The organism is Streptomyces megasporus, assembly GCF_000718985.1.
In the GTDB taxonomy this organism is placed as follows: Bacteria; Actinomycetota; Actinomycetes; order Streptomycetales; family Streptomycetaceae; genus Streptomyces; species Streptomyces megasporus.
The window spans coordinates 115,877-130,824 of sequence record NZ_JODL01000007.1 but is presented as its reverse complement, the minus strand read 5'-3'; the positions used below and the strand labels follow the sequence as shown (position 1 = coordinate 130,824).

Sequence of the window (14,948 nt, the reverse complement as noted above, 5' to 3'; positions counted from 1 at the left end):
TCACCGCGCCGCTCCACCGGGCCGTCCCGCCGGCCGGAACCCACCCCCACCGAACCGTCGACGGATACCGTCCGGGCCCATGACCGAACCCTCCTGGCTGAGCGCCACCCGAGCCTCCTACGACGCTCTCGCCGCCGACTACGCCGCGTACGCCGCCGGTGATCTGGACGACCGGCCGCTGAACCGCGCGATGCTCACCGCGTTCGCCGCGTACGTACAGGCCGCGGGCGGTGGGCGGGTCGCCGACGTCGGCTGCGGAACGGGGCGCGTCACCGCCCTCCTCCACACCCTGGGCGTGGACGCCTTCGGCGTCGACCTGTCGCCCGCGATGGTCGAGCTGGCCCGGCGGACGTACCCGGACCTGCGGTTCACCGAGGGCACGATGACGGAGCTGGACCTGGCGGACGGCTCGCTCGCCGGTCTCGTCGCCTGGTACTCCGTCATCCACCTTCCGCCCGAGCGACTGCCCGAGGCGTTCGAGGAGTTCCACCGGGTGCTGGCGCCGGGCGGCCTGCTGCTGCTCGCCTTCCAGACCGGCGACGGAGTCCTCCACCTCGACGAGGCGCTCGGCCACGAGGTCTCGCTCGACTTCCACCGCCTGCGCCCCGACCACGTGGCGGGGCTGCTGGACGAGGCCGGGTTCGAGGTGCGGGCCCGCGTGCTGCGCGAACCCGAGGAGGAGAGGACCCCGCAGGCATACCTCCTGGCCCGTGGACGCGGGAAGGCGTGACCCGTCGACCGCTCGGCGTCCGGACGGGTAGGCCCCGCTGCGTCCTACACGGCGCCGGGGGCGTCGAGGAACCGGAGCAGCACGGCGGCCTCCGCGCGGAGCCGCGCGGCCTGCTCGGCGTGGGCGGGCAGGGGCAGCCGTTCCGCGGCGTCCAGCCGCTCGGCGACCTCCGCTCGCACGATGTCCACCACGCCGCGCTCGCTCAGCTCCCGCCGGGCCACCTCGGCGGCGCCGGCGCCGACCGGCGACCACTCCAGGGCCGAGCCGCGCGGCTCGACCCCGCTCGCGGGGTCCACGGCGTCCACGGGAACCGCCTCGGCGTTGTCCAGGGCGGCGAGCGTCGCGCGCAGGGCGCTCACCGCGACCTTGTCGCGGGCGCGCATCGCTTCCGGCAGGGCTTGACGCATACGGGTACGCAAGGACATGTCGGTGACCCTAGGGCCGCGTCTTCGGCCCCACAACGGGATATCCGTACGGCGCCGGGCCCCTTTGACCGGGCCCCTTTGACCGGAGCGTGTGGGGCCGGAGCGCTACGGCGGGAGCAGGCCGCGCCGCCGCAGCAGCGGCAGCACGTGGTCGCGCAGGGCGGGGGAGAGGCGGAGCCCGTCCTCGCGGCCGGTGATCCACCGCGCGGCCGCCAGCTCGGCCGCCGGGCGGGGCTCCCCGTCGAGGCGCGCCTCGAACACCGTCAGGCGCATGGGCACCCCCTCCAGGGCGGCCACGGCCTCGACGGCGGCCAGGAAGCGGGGCTCCAGCGGCGCCACGCCGAGTTCCTCGTCCAACTCCCGCGCCAGGGTCTCCAGCGGGGTCTCACCCGGCTCGGGCTTGCCACCGGGCAGGTAGAGGACGTCCGGGGCCGCCTTCTTGCCGACGACCAGCAGACGCCCCTCCCGGACGACCACCGCGGTGACCACCGCCAGGGGCCTCTGTCCTTCGTCGGGGCCCCGGGAGACCGCCTCGTCCTCGCGCGCCATGGGGCCGATTCTGCCGGCCGGTGTCCGGCCCCGGCCCCGGTCGGCGGAGCGGCTCACCGCTCGACCGTCAGGCGTCCCGTCGCCAGGCCGTCGCTGAGGTCGCGCACCAGCCGGGAGCCGAGGTCGTCCAGCCGGGCGCGGAACTCCTCGAAGGCGGTGAGCTGCCGGAACGCCTCGCTGTGGCGCCGCTGCTCGGCCAGGGGGAGGTGGAGCACCTGGAGCCTGCGCACGTCCACCCGTGAGGCGCTGGAGGCGTGGGTGCCGGCCTGACGCCCGTTGGACGGAGCCCGCAGGCAGCCGGCCAGGAACCAGGCGTCCAGCTTCTCCGGGTCCACGCGCAGGGAGTACAACTGGGCGCCGAGCACCGTGGGCGGGCCCTGGTGGACCCAGGCGGTGAAGGCGCGGATCACCCCGGCCACCACGATGTCGCCGGGTTCCGCCACCAGCATCCTGCGGTCCGCCACCTCGGCTCTGCGCAGCCAACCCGTCGGGTCGCCGCCCTGCACCAGGTCCGCGACGGTCAGCAGGGGCACCCCGTCGTCGGCCATGTCGCCGCTCATGACCGTCCCGTCCGGCGGCTGCTGTCCGCCGCGCAGGGTGAGCGCTCCGGCACGGGCGAGCTCCCCCACCGTCGTCGTCGGGCGCCTGCCCCCGTCGGCGTCGACCGGTTTCAGGGCGGCCAGTGCCCTGCCGGCGGTCCGCAGTCCGGTGACGGTCTCGGTGAACTCCCGCCAGGCGTCGTCCAGTCGCAGTTCCTCGCCCTCCGAGGCGGGCGTGACGTGCCGGCCCGGAGTGAGGTCGACCTCCTCGTCCAGCAGGTCGATGACGGCCATGCGCCGTGCGCCGTCCGGCAACTCGGCCTCGTCCCGGTCGTACGCCGCGATGGCGGAGTGCACGAAGTCGCCCAGCGCCTCCCAGTCCACGCCGCTCTCGCGGCCCGCCGGCTGCGGACGGTCGGACGCGTCGGCCAGCAGCACGCCGGAGGCCCGGACCGGTTCGGCGCCGTCCGGGGCGCGCAGCACCCACAGGTGCAGCGACACGCTGTGCGGTTGGGCGGAGCCGGGGGGCAGGGCGATCACGGCGCGGAGCAGCCCGGCGCGCAGCAGCGCCCCGCGAATCCGACGCCCGGCCTTGCGGGAGGCGACGGCGGGCGGCAGCAGCAGGACGGCGGTGCCGCCGGGCCGCAGCCGGGCCAGGACGTGCTGCACCCAGGCGAGTTCGGACTCGGTGCGCGGGGGCAGGCCGTGGACCCAACGCGGGTCGGTGGAGAGCTCCTCGTACCCCCAGTCCCGCTCGTTGAACGGCGGGTTGCACAGGACGACGTCCGCGGTCGCCCGCGCGTGCGGGTCGGCGCGCAGGGAGTCGCCCTCGCGCACGTCCACCGTCACCGCGTCGGCCTCGTTCGCGGTGAACGCCAGCCGCGCGGCGGCCAGCGCGGCCGGCGCCGGGTCGTTGTCGCACCCCAGCAGCGTGATCGGGTCCGCGCCCGCCGCCGTGGCGGCGTGGGCGGCGGCCTCCAGCAGGTGCCCCGCGCCGCAGGCCGGGTCGAGGACGGTCAGCGGAGCGCCGGCGCGCGGCGGCAGGGTGGTGAAGGCGATCCGGGCCATCAGCGCCGCCAGGGGACGGGGGCTGGCGCTGACTTGCCGGACGTGGGCGTCCAACCAGCGTTGCAGCAGGAACTCGAAGGTGTCCCGGGTCCCTTCGCGCCGGCCCAGCGCCACGGCCTCGCCGACCAGTTCGCGGGCCTCGTCCGACAGCCGCGGGTCGAAGGAGCGGACCCGTTTGCCGAGCATTCGCCGTCCGGCCTCGGCGATGGCCAGGCCCGTCTCGTCCCGGCTGCCGAGGGCCTCGAAGCCGGGCCAGAGCAGTTCGCGGTCCCCGACGTCCTTGAGTTTGCCGTTCTCCCGCAGCCACTTCTCCACCTCGGCGAGGGAGAACAGGGGGCCGGCGTCGGTTCCGCCGATCCGGTCGGGGAACGAGTCGTGGCGGCGCCGCCAGTTGCTGACGGCGGCCCGCCCCACCCCGGCGATTCGCGCGATCTCCGCGAGAGTGACCGGGACTGCGCGTGGTGTGGGCATCGAGATCTCCGAGGGTCGGCGGGCTGTCGCGGGCGGCTGTTCGAATTCGAAGGAGCCAGGTCAGTGGCCAGGATTCGAACAACCCGCGTTACTGGGCAGATTACTACGCTCGTTGACTGGGTTCACACGGTGAGGATGTGCGCTTACATGCGGAAACGCGGTGAAGGGGGAGGAGGTGACGGGCCGGGAAGCGATCGGGCGAGAGAAGTGTGCCGGACGGGCTCGGTCCGTGGATCGTTGATCGACTTGAATCTTTCGTGAACTCAGTCAATGATTTACGCGAGCGGTGACGGTCGCTCCCCGGGGGCGACCGTCGTCCCCGTCGCGCCCTTCCCGCGCGTCGCGCTCCAGAACCACCATCCCGCCGTCCTGGTCGCAGGGCGCTGTCATCCGCTCCAGGAGGGTCCATGGCGCCGGTCACCGGGAGGAACGGCAACCGCCTGATCGACCGGAAGGACCTGAGGCTGGGGTGCGTCTGCCTGGTGGTCGCCGTCCTGCTGCTGGGACTGCTCGGAAGCTGCTTCGGCGGCGACGGGAGCGGGGGCGCCCACGGCGGCGGGGCCGGTGAACCGACCGGCGCGGCGCCCGTCCGCGCGGGGGAGTCCGGCCACGGCGGGCACCTCGACCGGGACGGCGCCGGCCGCGATCGCCGGCCGCCGCCCCCTGTACGGGCCGGCCACCGCGTGGAGGGGGCGCGGTGGCCGGCCACCCCCTGAACCGGCCGGCGGCCCGGAGGGTCAGCCGTTCACCGGGAGCGGGTCGGCGAAGTCCCAACCACGGGCGAGGAGTTCGTCGACGGCCGCCGCGGCGGCGCGCAACCGTTCCTCGTGGGGGCCGGTGAGGACCAGGTGGGGCAGACCGCGGCGGGACAGCTCGGTCCGGAAGCGGTCGGTCATCCAGGCGCGCAGGTGCTCCCCGTCGCGCAGCCCGTCGTCCTCGAAGGGCACGCCCTCGTGGTCGGTGAGCAACCACAGGTGGTGCCGGCCGCGGGCGGCGACCGCCTCGACCGCTCGACTGCGGCCACCGACGTAGCGCTCGTGCCAGACGGTGGTGGCCAGGGCGTCGGTGTCGCAGAACAGCACGGGCGAGCCGACACGGGCGGCGGCGTCCTCGGCGGCGAGTTGACGCTCGGCGATCAGCTCGAACTCGGCCGACTCCCAGACGAGTTCCTCCAACCCCGCGCCGGGTCTCTCCGCCCGCAGCCGCGCGTACTTCTCCTCGGTGCGCAACCGCCCGTACTCGGGCACCCAGCGGGTGTCGGCCCACACCCCGCCCCGTGAGCGGTGGTGCTCGGCCAGGGCGCGGGCCAGGGTGGTGGTCCCGGTGGACTCCGCGCCGACCACGACCACCCGGCGGGCCAGGGCCGCCCGCACCGGGGCCGCCAGGTGGTTCCAGCAACCGACGGGGTCCTTGCGGACGGCGGTGCCGGAGACCGGGTACGCGGTGCGGTCGACGTCGACGGTGATCGGCACCGCGCCGAACCGGCGGCCGAGTTCGACGCCGTACGCCTCGGAGGTGAAGACGGCGTCGACCGGTTCGGGGACGGCGGCCCGGAAGACGGCCATGTGGGCGTCCCAGACGTCGGGGTCGGAGTAGTCGACGGGGACGTCGTCCACCGTGCCGACCACCTCCACGCCCTCCTCGGGGTGCGCCTCGCGCATCCACGCCACCCGGTCGTCCAGGGGGATCGACTCCACGGACGAGGCGCACACCAGCACCGTGAGCCGGCGGCAGCGCGCGGCGGCGGTGCGGACCAGGTGGTGGTGGCCGGCGTGCGGCGGATAGAACTTGCCCAGCACCAGCCCGTGCCCGAACTCCCTTCCGGCTTCGTCGATCCCGCTCATGCCACCGCCTCCACCACGGGCCCCCGCCCCTCGCGCTCGGCCAGTTCGCGCCGCCAGCCCAGCAGCCCGACCACGCACAGGGCCATGAAACCGAGGTAGAGGAGCGCGGTGAGGTGGAGGCCCTTGTGGACGTAGAGGGGCACGTAGACGACGTCGGCGGCGATCCACAGGTACCAGGACTCGACCTTCTTGCGGCACTGGCCGTAGGTGGCGGCCAGCGACAGCGCGGTGGTCAGGGCGTCCCAGAAGGGCACGGTGGAGTCGGTGGCCCTCGCCAACAGCAGGGTCAGGCCCGCGGTGACGGCCGCGGTCGCCGGCGCCAGCACCCACCAGACGCGGGCGTCGGTGCGGGTGACCGGCAGACGCCCCGACGCGGCCTGCTGCCCGCCGGCCACCCACGACCACCAGCCGTATGCCGCCAGCGCGATGTAGACGACCTGGAGCCCGGCGTCCGCGTACAGGCCGGCGCCGGTGAACAGCAGGATGAAGAACAGGTTGTTGGCGATGCCGATGGGCCAGTTGGCGATGTGCTGACGGGCGACGAGCCACACGCACAGCGCCCCGCTGCCGAAGCCCAGCACCTCCGTCCAACTGACGGGGGTGCCCAGCAGGGTGAACAGGGGCTCTTGCAGGGGAGCGAGCAGGTCCGCGATGCCGTTCATGCGACGGCCTCCTTAAATGTCAAAGTGACGATAAGGGAGGCCGGCGCGGAACGGCAAGCGGGAATCGGCGGCGGACAGGCCCGGCCACGGAGGGCCGTCACCCTCGCGGGTAGCCGATGCGGGCGATGTCGTCGGCGAGGTCGGCCAGGCTGACCTCGGGGTTCAGCGCGGCGACCACCTCGTCGGTCAGCGGCCGCAGGGCGAGGACGTGACGGACGGCCGCCGCATCGACCGGCCTCTCGTAGTAGTCCTCGGCGAAGCCCCGGAACGCCTCCGGCGAGCGGTCCACCAGGAGCTCGAACAGGTACCCGGAGCCGTCGGGGTCGTCCGCGCCCTCGGGGAAGCGGATCGTCCCCGCGCGCCAGGCGTCGTCCGCCGACTCCCGCCACAGGCAGGCGGTGACGCAGGGCAGCCCCTCCACCTCCGAGAACGCCGGCTCGGTGACGTACGGCCGGAAGACCTCCGGGACCTCGTCGAGCACGCCGGGCCATGGCCGGTCGTCCACGTAGGGACTCATGGGCGACTCGTGGTCGAACCCGCGTATGTACGCCCCGGCCGCGGAGAAGACGATCGAGTAGTCGTCCCCCGCGCCGTTGTCCATCGAGGCCAACTCCTCGGTGTCGGACCAGTGGGCGTCGAAGCGGTGCCGGCGGTAGGCCTCCTCCGGGTTGACGACGGCCTCCGCCATGGCCAGGGCACGGCAGTGGTCACGGAGGGCGGGAATCCCCGGCAGGCGGCGGGCGATGTCGTGAACGGTCATGCGTCCATCCAAGCGCCTGCCTCCGACAACCGGCCGCTCACCGCAGGGTCGGCACCGCGCCGCCCTCCATCACCTCGACCCCCACCCCCGGCAGCCCCCGACACCACCGCTCGGCGATCCCGGCGACCACCTCCCGGTCGGGCGGGGTGCGGCCGAGGCCGATGGCGTACCGGGTCAGGGCCGGGCCGGTCTCGAAGGGACGGGGCCAGGCGTGGACGTCCACCGCCCCGGCGTCCTCCAGCGCGGCGAGCAGCGCCCGCAGCCGGCCCCGCGCGGCCCCCAGCACCTCCTCGAACTCCCCCTCGCCGGGCGGGTTCACGGTCAGCACCGCCCAGGCCGTGTGGCGGCGGTGCAGAGGCGGCGGGGCGAGCAGTTCCGGCCACGGGTCGGCGCCGGTCCGGTCGGCCGCCTCCAGGATCTCCCAGGCCCGGTAGAACTCCCGGACCAGCAGGTCGCGGAAGCCGGGCCCGACCTGCGCGGTGCAGGAACGGATCGGCGCGGTGGGCGTCAGGACCGTCACCGGCGCCGCCCCGAAGCCCTCGACGGCCCCGGCGAGGGCGACCGGCTCCCGCCAGTCCCAGGCGGCCCAGGTGCCGTGGAAGTGCCGGAGGAGGTCGTTCCCGGACAGGTCCCCCGCCTCGCGGACCACCACCGCCGCCTGCACCGCCCAGGCCAGGCCCGGCAGCCCGCCGAACGGCGCCGAGTCCAGGCCGCGCGCCCTCGCCCACGCCTTCACCCGCCGGGCCAGGGCGGCGAAGGCGGCGTGCCGGTCGCCGACCGCCTCCCGCACGGCGTCCGCGTCGGTCACCGCGCCGAGCGCGACCGCCGCCGCCTCGCCCAGTTCGGCACGGCGCTCCACCGCCTCGGCCGGGTCGAGCGGGCCGCCGGCGACGACGGCCAGGTCCACGTCCAGACCGTCCACGGCGAACTTCACCCCCGGCACCCGGGCGCCGGTCACCTCCCGCATCCGGACGGCCCCGGGCAGCGCCGCCGCCACCCGGGCCCGCACCCCGGCGAGGGCGGCCGCATCGGCGTCCCCCGGCAACACGGCCACCAAGTCCACGTCCGCGCCGTCCGGGGCGCAGCCCATGCGCCGCGAACCGACGGTGTGGACGACGCCCTCGGGCAGCGCCTCGGCGACGCGCCGGACGATCCGCTCGACCCGTTCGCCGTCGTGGGGTTCGGCGACGGACCCGCCGGCACCGTCCTCGGGAAGCCACCGCACCTCGCCCGTGCCCAAGGCGACCGTGGCGCGGGGCCGCATCGGCTCGCGGCCCCGACGCGAGAGCAGCACCAGTTCCCCGACCCGCGCGCAGACGCCCTCCAGACGGGCGGCGCACTCGGCCGCGACCCGCCGGGGATCGGCGGCGCGACCCAGCGTCAGGTGCGGGGTGAAGCCCTCGCGCCGCCCCCGGCAGCGCGGGAACCGCCGCACCAGCGCGCGGTGCAGCGCCGCCCACGGCTCCTCGCCGCCGTCCGCCGCCGGGTCGAGCCAGACGGTCGCGTCCTCCCGGTGCCCGAAGGTGTGGACGCCCTCCAGCCGCGCGGTGAACGGCGACACCTCGGCCACCGCGTCGGCCAGCAGCGGGACGGCCCGCTCGAACTCCGCCTCCGGGACGAACCCGAAGAGCACGTTGACGTGCGGCGGCCAGCGGTGGATCCGCGGGTCGTGCTCCCGCCGCAGCGCCTGGATCGGCGGCCACAGCTCCTCGGGAGGCAGCCACGCCAACGCCGTGCGGGCCGTCGGCCGGACGTCGAGAACATCGGGGACGCCGGGGGAGCCGGGGGTGCCGTCGGGGCCCAGCCGCAGCTCCACCTCCACGCCGTAGTGGTCCGACACGTACAGCCCCCGCGGTGTGGGCGTGTCGCCCCGCAGCGCCGCCCCGACGACGTGCGGGGCGCCGCGCAGCAGGACCCGGTCCAGACGGGAGGCCCGGCCGGAGAGGGAGGAGACGGCGGCCAGCGGGTTGACGCCCGGATCGAAGGTGGGGGTGCGGTCATCGGGGCCGTGGACCTCCGTCCAGGCGTCGCGCAGGCCGAGCGCGGCGGCCGGTCCCTCCGCGCCATCGCGGCCGTCGTTGAAGTCGCCGAGCAGCACCAGATCGCCCTCCACCCCGGCCAGCCCCTCGGCGAGCCGCGCCAACTCCTCCTCCCGCCGGGCCGGACCGTTCTCGGAGTGGTCGCTGGTGAGGTGAGTGGCGGCCACCGTGAGCGGCCCGGAGGCGGTCTCGACGGTGACGGCGGCGACGGCCTTGTGCGGACCGAGGGCGTGCACGGCCGCCTCCCGCACGGGCAGCCGGCTGAGCAGCACCACCCCGTGCTCGTCGACGTCCCCGCCGCGCGGGTCGGTGCCCAGGGTGTAACCGGCGCGGACCCAGGGGGCGTCCAGCAGCATGGCCAGCAGTCCGGCCTCGACCTCCTGGAGCGCGATGACGTCCGCGTCGGCATCCTCCAGGGCGGCCAGCAGCAGAGGACGGCGACGGGCGGTGTCGATGCGGTCGGCGTCGTACCGGTCCCACAGGGTGTTCCAGGTCAGCACGCGCACGCTCGACGCGGCGGACGCGGGCACGTCCCGCACGGGGCGCCACCCGGCGGACACATCCCAGACATGGGGCGTGCGAGCCGTGAAGAACGGCGCGCGCAGGCGACGCGGGTCGCGCACGCGTCCGGCGTCCGAGGAGCCGACGCGGTCCACGCCGGTGGCGCGGTCCCAGACCACCTCGCCGTCCGCCTCCACGAACAGCACCCGGTGCCAGGGAATGTCGCCGCCGGGCGTGAACGCCGGCAGCGGAATCCGCGCCGGCCCGGCGCCGCGCCGGCGGACGCCCAGCACGAACCGGGCCGGGTCGAGGCGCGGGTCCCAGCGGACCTGGTGGTAGACCTCCTCGCTGGTGCGCATCACCACTCCTCCCCGTCCGGGGCGCCGTGCAGGTGCCCGTCGGTGTCCTCCACCGTCCCGTCGCCCCCGACGTACCACGTGCGGTGCGCCTGACCCGGATACGGCGGGGTGAAACGGCGCGACTGCGCGGCGAGCACGCCCGGCGGCACCGGATGCGGCCGGACGGCGTTGCGCCGCGCCAACTCCTCCTCGTCGACCAGCGCGACCACATGCGTGACCAGCGCGTCCCGGCGCCGCGCGACAGCGTGCACCGTGGCGCGCTGTCGCGGGGTGAGGGAGGTGGCGTCCCACACCACCGTCGTCCGCCCACCGACGGCCAGGGCGGCGTCGAGCCGGGCCAGGCCCTCCCGCAGGACGTCGTCGTTGGCGCGCTGGTCCGCGCGGGAGCCACGGGCCCGACGCAGGTCGTCCAGCGACACGCACGCGTCGACACCCGGAAGCCGCTCGGCGAAGGTGCTCTTGCCGCTGCCCGCCGGCCCGACCAACTGGATCAGCCGGGGGAACTCCCCGGACCGCCACCGCCAGGTCGCCGCCACGGCCTCCGCCGCGTCCGTGCCGGCGATCCGCCCCAGCGCGTACGCCCGGCGCGCCTCCGTCCAGCACCGGTCGGCCGCCTCGCCGTCCACCCCCGCCGCACGGAGCACTCGACGCAGCTCCGCCCGCAACCGGCGCAGGGGAGCCCCGCCCGACAACCCGGCGTCCTCGGCGTGCAGCGCGGACCAGTCGACCTGCTCGCGCGCCTCCTTCGCCTCCGCACCGTCGCGTCCGGCCAGGATCGCGGCGGCGACCGCGTGCAGCACCCCCAGGTCGACGGCGAACGACATCCGCACCAGCCCCGCCCGGCGCTCCTCGTCGGGATGGGGACGGTGCAGGAGCGGGGCGAGCCCGACGAGGTCGGCGACGCGCCGCGCCCACGCCATGCCCAGCGGCGCGACCAGCCGGGACGCCACCCGGGCCCGCGGCACGCCGTACAGCAGCGCGGCCAGCACACCGGCCAACCGCGCGTCCCCCGTCCGCCCCGGCACGTCCAGCCGGGCGGACACCTCGGCCACGGCCGCCTCGGCGGCTTCCCGTTCGGCGGCTTCCCGTTCGACGGGTTCCAGGCCGACGGCGGTGAGCAGGGCGGACACGTCGGGGACGACCCCGGAGCGGACGGCCCACAGCGCGGCGGCCGGACCCAGCCCGTTGGCCACGACCGCCGCGCGCATCCAGTGGGTGTCCGTCCGCACATGGCCCGGACGCACCCACTTGGCGACCCGACGCCCGAACTCCTCCCGCGCGAACCCCTCGACGGTCCGCACGACGTACCCCTCCTGCCGTTCGAGGTCCAACCGCAGCGCGCGCAGGGACCGTTCGTCGTACACGCCCCGCCACAGCACACGCGGCACCGGCACGCCCAGCCGCCTCAGGAACCGGACGGTGTCGTCCCAGCCCAGACAGCGATCGCGGTCGTCCCAGACGGAGAACCCGTAGAACCAGCCCTCCAGGTCCTCGTAGGGGATCGAGTGCCGGGCGAAGACGTTCTCCCCACACACCCGCCAACCCGGCGGTATCGCCGCGCCGATCCGTCCCTGCAACGCCTTGACCCAGGCGCGCGAGGGGTGGTGCGCGGAGTCGAGCGAGCGGGCGTGCGTTCCGTCGCGGTAGAGGGTGGTGTTCTCCCCGTCGAGCTTCTCGGTGACGACCACCTCGACGCCCCGCAGCCCCGACGGATCCCCCACCCGCACGTCGTCCGACGACGCCCCTGGCGACCACGGCAGGTGCGGCGTACGGGGGTAGGGCACACGCATGATCCGCTCCTGAACGGGGCCGGGGACGCCGGTCACTGTAGGAGCGACAAAGGAGTGGACTCCAACGAATAACCGCCGGTCGACTCCCCGCCGATGTGTGCCGACGTGTCCCCGACCCGCCGTCAGGGGGCCTGGGACAGTGCCTTGGACAGTGCCTGAGACAGAGTCTTGGACAGGGCCTCGGGGCCGATGAGCGCGGCGGAGCCGCCGGCCGTGCAGGCGTGGGCGCCGGCCACCGTGCCCAGACGGACGCACTCCGCCACGTCCCGGCCGGCGAGCCTGCCGTACAGGAAGCCGCAGACGAACGCGTCACCCGCGCCGTTGGAGTCCACCACCGGCGCCGGCGGGACGGCCGCCGGGACGTGGCGCGGGGTGGAGCGGCCGCCCCGGACGAGGAAGTACGCGCCGTCCGCGCCCGCCGTGGCGATCACCGCCTCCGCCCGGCCCTCGCGGAGGATCTCCCGCATCAGCACGGGCGTTCTCTCGCCCGCGCCCGCCGCGCTGAGGAAGACGAGGTCGGAGCGGAGGGCGAACTCCCGGTGGTGATCGGCCAGTCCGTCCCAGTCGTGCAGGTCGGTGGAGACGGGCACGCCCAGCTCCTCGATGTCGTCGTAGAGGAAGCGGGCGAAGTGCGAGATGGCCAGGTGGACGTGGCGGGCGCGCCGCAGCGGGGGGAGGTGGGAGTCGCGGGGCATCCGCAGGTCGGCCGGATCGCGGCCGTCGTAGAAGGACATCCGGCGGCCGGTCGCGTCGACGAGGTTCACCGCACGGCGGGTGCCCGTGGGGGAGTGGACCGGGAGGAACTCCACGTCTCCCTCGGCCATCCGCTCGCGCAGCAGGGCGCCGGGCGGATCGTCGCCGACGAAGTCCAGCAACGCCACCCGCAGGCCGAGTGCCCGGGCGCCGAGGGCCACGTATCCGCCGGTCTGGCCGGGGTGTTCCTCGATGGGTCCGACGTGGACCGAGTCGGCGAACGGCACGGGCAGGGAGTCGACGCGGACGACGGTGTCCACCCCGCTGCCCCCGACCACCAGGACGTCGTACTCCGTGTGGTGCCGGCTCACCGTGGTCCGCCTCCCGCCTCTCTCGTTCTCCCGCTTCCCCGCGCGGCGTCCGGGCCAGTATGGTCGCGCGGTCCGAGGCGCGCCCTCGGTTCGTCCGGATCGGTCGCCCTCGGCTTCGGGGACATCCCTCAAGGGCGGTTGTGGGGGTATCGGATATCGGTCTCTGATGACCGGTCATTGCAAAGAGATTGTCAAGCACCTGCCAATAGGCCCGCGGGCATCTGTCGGTGACGCCTCGGAGGTGACAGTCTCTCGAACGAGTCGACCCACCTCGAAAGTGCGAGCGACTTCGCGTGCTCCGGCCTGCCCGCAACAGGTTCCTCGGCACGGTCAGGGCGCCACCCCCCGACGAACGGACCGCCACCCGTGGTCCTGTCCCCAGGAGACCGAGTGACCCTTCCCCCCACCACCCGGAAGACCACCCTGCGCCTCGCGATACCCGTGGCCCTGGCCGCCCTGGCACTCACCGGGATGCAGGCCGGATCGGCCGGCGCCCGACCGGCGCCGGAACCCGGCACCGGCATCGTCCAGATGACCCCCACTCAGCGGGCCTCCGCCATCAAGGCCGCCCAGGCCGAGGCCACCGACCAGGCCCGCGCGCTCGACCTGGGCGCCAAGGAGAGACTCGTCGCCCGCGATGTCGTCAAGGACGCCGACGGCACCGTCCACACCCGCTACGAGCGCACCTACGACGGCCTGCCCGTCCTCGGCGGCGATCTGGTCGTCCACGAGAGGAAGGACGGCACCCGCAAGGTCACCAAGGCCACCGCGGCCCGCATCGCGGTGGCGAGCACCACAGCGGACGTGTCCGCCACGACCGCGGAGAAGTCCGCACTGCGGGCCGCCTCCGCGCAGGAGACGACGGAGGCCGAGACCGAGAACGCCCCCCGCAAGGTGATCTGGGCCGCCGACGGCAAGCCCACCCTCGCCTGGGAGACGGTGGTGACCGGCGTCCAGGAGGACGGCACCCCCAGCGAACTCCACGTCGTCACCGACGCCCGCACCGGAGAGAAGCTCGCCGAGTGGGAAGGCATCCACACCGGCGTCGGCGAGAGCATGTACAGCGGGCGCGTCACCCTCGGCACCAGCGGCTCGGGCAGCTCGTACTCGCTGACCGACGCCGCTCGCGGCGGCCACAGGACCTACGACCTGAACGGCCGCACCTCCGGCACCGGCACGCTCTTCACCGACGCCGACGACGTCTGGGGCAACGGCTTGCCGAGCAACCGCCAGACCGCCGGTGTGGACGCCCACTACGGCGCGGCCCTGACCTGGGACTACTACAAGAACGTCCACGGCCGCAACGGCATCCGCAACGACGGGAGAGCCGCCCACACCCGCGTCCACTACGGCAACGCCTACGTCAACGCCTTCTGGAGCGACTCCTGCTTCTGCATGACCTACGGCGACGGCGCGGGCAACGCCAAGCCGCTGACCTCCATCGACGTCGCCGCGCACGAGATGACCCACGGCGTCACCTCCAACACGGCACGTCTCGTCTACAGCGGCGAGTCCGGCGGCCTGAACGAGGCGACCTCCGACATCTTCGCCGCGGCCGTGGAGTTCCGGGCCGCCAACCCCTCGGACGTCGGTGACTACCTGGTCGGCGAGAAGATCGACATCCGCGGCAACGGCACCCCGCTGCGCTACATGGACCGGCCCAGCAGGGACGGCAACTCCAAGGACTACTGGTCCTCCACCCTGGGCAGCGTGGACGTCCACTACTCCTCGGGGCCGGCCAACCACTTCTTCTACCTGCTCAGCGAGGGCAGCGGCGCCAAGACCATCAACGGCGTGAGCTACGACTCGCCCACCTACGACGGCAAGCCGGTCACCGGGATCGGCCGCGCCAAGGCGGAGAAGATCTGGTACCGGGCCCTGACCGTCTACATGACCTCCACCACCAAGTACGCGGGCGCCCGCACCGCCACCCTGTCGGCCACGGCCGACCTGTACGGCAGCGGAAGCGCCGAACACCAGGCCGTGAACGCCGCCTGGGCAGCGGTCAACGTCAAATAGCACGGGCGACACGGGAGAGGGGCCGCGCCGTCCCGGGACGGCGCGGCCCCTCTCCCGTCCGGGGCCCGGAAGCGCCACGGCGCTCTTGCGGGGGGAGGGTTCCCTCGTTAGGTTCCGCGTCGATCCGT

The 14,948-nt window shown here is 74.6% G+C and carries 12 protein-coding genes; 3 read left to right on the top strand and 9 right to left on the bottom strand.

Annotation, left to right across the window (positions count from 1 at the left end; all coding sequences use genetic code 11):
• The first annotated feature begins 79 nt into the window (after positions 1-79).
• Positions 80-730, top strand: a complete 651-nt coding sequence (locus tag IF47_RS0109260; protein WP_031507974.1) for a class I SAM-dependent methyltransferase — start codon at positions 80-82, stop codon at positions 728-730.
• 44 nt (positions 731-774) lie between these two features.
• On the opposite strand, the gene IF47_RS0109255 is transcribed toward IF47_RS0109260, so the two are convergent.
• From IF47_RS0109255 to IF47_RS0109245, 3 genes are all read right to left on the bottom strand, one after another.
• Positions 775-1,113, bottom strand: coding sequence for a GatB/YqeY domain-containing protein (locus tag IF47_RS0109255; protein ID WP_031507971.1), 339 nt, complete (start codon positions 1,111-1,113; stop codon positions 775-777).
• A 147-nt stretch (positions 1,114-1,260) separates the two neighbouring features.
• Complete coding sequence (locus tag IF47_RS0109250) at positions 1,261-1,704, bottom strand: NUDIX hydrolase (protein ID WP_051717304.1); 444 nt, start codon at positions 1,702-1,704, stop codon at positions 1,261-1,263.
• A 53-nt stretch (positions 1,705-1,757) separates the two neighbouring features.
• Positions 1,758-3,782 (bottom strand): N-6 DNA methylase, encoded by a 2,025-nt coding sequence (locus IF47_RS0109245; RefSeq protein ID WP_031507969.1) that lies wholly within the window; start codon positions 3,780-3,782, stop codon positions 1,758-1,760.
• Between the two features lie 407 nt (positions 3,783-4,189).
• On the opposite strand from IF47_RS0109245, the gene IF47_RS30625 reads away from it, so the two are divergent.
• On the top strand, positions 4,190-4,498 hold the full coding sequence (locus IF47_RS30625; protein ID WP_031507967.1) for a hypothetical protein: 309 nt from the start codon (positions 4,190-4,192) through the stop codon (positions 4,496-4,498).
• Between the two features lie 21 nt (positions 4,499-4,519).
• Here the strand turns inward: IF47_RS30625 and IF47_RS0109235 are convergent, their stop codons facing one another.
• The 6 genes from IF47_RS0109235 to IF47_RS0109210 form a co-directional block, all read right to left on the bottom strand.
• The gene (locus tag IF47_RS0109235; protein ID WP_031507966.1) at positions 4,520-5,626 is read right to left on the bottom strand and encodes an AAA family ATPase; all 1,107 of its coding nucleotides are present in this window, start codon (positions 5,624-5,626) and stop codon (positions 4,520-4,522) included.
• Positions 5,623-6,288, bottom strand: a complete 666-nt coding sequence (gene pnuC / locus IF47_RS0109230; RefSeq protein ID WP_031507964.1) for a nicotinamide riboside transporter PnuC — start codon at positions 6,286-6,288, stop codon at positions 5,623-5,625. Before pnuC ends, IF47_RS0109235 begins: the two co-directional genes overlap by 4 nt.
• 97 nt (positions 6,289-6,385) lie before the next feature.
• Positions 6,386-7,048 (bottom strand): hypothetical protein, encoded by a 663-nt coding sequence (locus tag IF47_RS0109225; RefSeq protein ID WP_031507962.1) that lies wholly within the window; start codon positions 7,046-7,048, stop codon positions 6,386-6,388.
• Positions 7,049-7,085: 37 nt separating this feature from the next.
• Positions 7,086-9,947, bottom strand: coding sequence for a poly(A) polymerase (locus IF47_RS0109220; protein WP_031507961.1), 2,862 nt, complete (start codon positions 9,945-9,947; stop codon positions 7,086-7,088).
• Positions 9,947-11,737 (bottom strand): RNA ligase family protein, encoded by a 1,791-nt coding sequence (locus IF47_RS0109215; protein ID WP_031507960.1) that lies wholly within the window; start codon positions 11,735-11,737, stop codon positions 9,947-9,949. Before IF47_RS0109215 ends, IF47_RS0109220 begins: the two co-directional genes overlap by 1 nt.
• Before the next feature lie 122 nt (positions 11,738-11,859).
• Positions 11,860-12,801 carry a carbohydrate kinase family protein gene (locus IF47_RS0109210; protein WP_031507958.1) on the bottom strand — a complete coding sequence of 314 codons (942 nt, stop codon included), beginning with the start codon at positions 12,799-12,801 and terminating at the stop codon, positions 11,860-11,862.
• A gap of 390 nt (positions 12,802-13,191) precedes the next feature.
• Between IF47_RS0109210 and IF47_RS0109205 the strand changes: the two genes are divergently transcribed.
• On the top strand, positions 13,192-14,820 hold the full coding sequence (locus IF47_RS0109205; RefSeq protein ID WP_031507957.1) for a M4 family metallopeptidase: 1,629 nt from the start codon (positions 13,192-13,194) through the stop codon (positions 14,818-14,820).
• Positions 14,821-14,948 lie beyond the last annotated feature (128 nt).